The sequence below is a fragment of the Arthrobacter sp. UNC362MFTsu5.1 genome, assembly GCF_000685965.1.
Classification (GTDB): Bacteria; Actinomycetota; Actinomycetes; order Actinomycetales; family Micrococcaceae; genus Arthrobacter.
In genome coordinates, this window is sequence record NZ_JMLE01000063.1 from 1 (window position 1) to 2,520 (window position 2,520).

Consider the following 2,520-nt stretch of genomic DNA (forward strand, 5'->3'; position numbering starts at 1 on the left):
GATGCTCATTCCGACGGCGCTTCCTGGTGTTCTTCCGCTGCGCCGGTGTTGTGGGCCTCATCCGACGGTTCGTCGGCACCTTCCGGGCCTGCGGGGCCGTTCGCCAGGAGCGCGCGGAAGCCGTCCTCGTCCAGCACCGGCACACCGAGCTGCTCGGCCTTGTCCAGTTTTGTGCCGGCGTTCTCGCCCGCCACGACGTAGCTGGTGTTCTTGGAGACGGATCCGGCGGCCTTGCCGCCACGGATGAGGATGGCTTCCTTGGCCTCGTCCCGGCTGAAGCCTTCAAGGCTTCCGGTCACCACGATGGTGAGGCCTTCCAAGGTTCGCGGAGTGGATTCGTCCTGCTCATCCGCCATCCGCACACCGTCTTCGGCCCAGCTGTCCACAATTTCACGGTGCCAGTCCTCGGCGAACCACTCCTTCAGGGCAGCGGCGATCACCGGACCCACACCGTCGACGTGGGCGAGGTCCTCCTCCGAGGCCTGCCGGATGGCGTCCATCGAGCCGAAGGCCGTGGCGAGCGCCCGTGACGCCCGGGGCCCGACGTGCCGGATGGACAGCGCCACAAGGACGCGCCACAGCGGCTGGGTCTTGGCCTTCTCCAGTTCGCTGAAGAGTTTTTCCGTAGTGGCTGTGGGCTTGGACGGCGACTTGGCCGTGCCCTTGCTGTAGAAGTACGGCACGAGTTCGAATTCCCCGGTGGCCACGCCCTTGGACCGCTTCTCGCGGCGGATCCGGACGTCGGCCAGGTCTTCTCGGGTGAGCCGGAAGAGCGTGGCTTCGCTCGTCAGCGGCGGCGTTTCGGGTTCGGCCGGCTGGGTCAGGGCTATCGCGGCTTCCCAGCCCAGGGCCTCGATGTCGAAGGCACCGCGGCTGGCAACGTGGAAGACGCGTTCGCGCAGCTGGGCAGGGCAGGACCGCGAGTTGGGGCAGCGGATGTCCACGTCGCCCTCCTTCCCGGGGGCGAGCGGAGTCCCGCAGGACGGGCACTCAGTGGGCATGACAAAATCCCGCACCGGCGGGTCCTGCTGGTCCCTGAGCGCAAGCACCGGGCCCACGATCTCCGGGATGACGTCCCCGGCCTTCCGGAGGACCACGATGTCGCCGATTTTCACGCCCTTGGCTTTGACGACGTCCTGGTTGTGCAGGGTTGCCATTCCCACGGTGGATCCGGCCACCTTGACCGGTTCCATGATGCCGAAGGGGGTGACCCGGCCGGTGCGGCCCACGTTGACTGCGATGTCCAGGAGCTTGGTGTGCACTTCCTCCGGCGGGTACTTGTAGGCCACAGCCCAGCGCGGCACCCTCGAGGTGTACCCGAGCGCGCGCTGCGTGGCGAAGTCGTCCACCTTGACCACGATGCCGTCGATCTCATGCGTGAGGCTGTGCCGCTTGTCGCCGTAGCGTTTGATGAAGTCGAGCACTTCCTTGAGGCTGCCGAGAACCTCGAAGTACGGGCTGGTGGGGAGGCCCCACTCGGCGAGCTGGCGGTAGGTGTCCGACTGGCTGACGGTATCCAGCCCCTCGCGGGCGCCGATGCCGTGCACGTACATGCGCAGCGGGCGCTTGGCGGTTTCTGCCGGGTCCTTCTGCCGGAGCGAGCCGGCGGCGGCGTTGCGCGGGTTGGCCAGCGGCGCCTTGCCCGCCTCGATCAGCGCTTCGTTGAATTCGGCAAAGGCCTTGGAGGGGATGAACACCTCGCCACGAACCTCCATCTCAGCCGGGTAGTTCCCGCCGGTCAGCTGCTGCGGGATCTCCTTGATGGTCAGCACATTGTGGGTGATGTCCTCGCCGGTGTAGCCGTCTCCCCGCGTGGCTGCGCGGACCAGCTTGCCGTCGCGGTAGAGCAGGTTCACTGCCAGTCCGTCGATCTTGAGTTCGGTGAGCCAGGCGGGTCCGGCCGTGCCGTTTCCGAGTTTGGCGACGGATGCTTCCGCCTTGGCGATCCAGGCTTCGAGTTCCTCGAGGGAAAAGACGTCCTCGAGGCTGTACATCCGCTGCAGGTGTTCGACGGCGGTAAAGGCGGCGGACACTTCGCCGCCCACCTCCTGGGTGGGCGAATCGTTGGCCACCAGCTCCGGGTGCATGGCTTCCAGGGTTTCGAGGCGCCGGAAGAGTTCGTCGAAGTCAGCGTCCGAAATGATGGGCGCGTCCTCCTGGTAGTACGCGAAGCGGTGCTTGCGGACCTCTTCGACCAGGTTTTCGTATTCCTCGCGCACTGCGCCGGAGGGGACTTTTTCCTGCCCTGTACCTGCCGCGGTGGTGTCCTGCGTTTCCGTGTCTGCTGCCGTGTTCCCTGTGCTCACAGACCTATCCTGCCTTAGATCGCCGACAATGTCTGGCTCCCGGCGCGCAGAAGCCCCGGACGCAATGGTGCGTCCGGGGCCTCTCTTCCGGCGTTACAAGGGCCGGGCGTTCCTAGCGCGAAGCCTCTTCCTGCTGGGCGGCGTTCTTGGTTGCCTGCTTGCCGGCTTCCTCCAGCGCCTGCGCCACCTTGGCCAGCGCCGTCACGTGCGAACC

General features: G+C 66.5%; 1 protein-coding gene. It reads right to left on the reverse strand.

Going from position 1 to position 2,520, the window contains the following annotated elements; all coding sequences use genetic code 11:
- Positions 1-5: 5 nt before the first annotated feature.
- A complete protein-coding gene (gene ligA / locus BS38_RS0123980; RefSeq protein ID WP_028273018.1) occupies positions 6-2,306 on the reverse strand; it encodes an NAD-dependent DNA ligase LigA in 2,301 nt (766 codons plus the stop codon).
- Between the last annotated feature and the right edge of the window lie 214 nt (positions 2,307-2,520).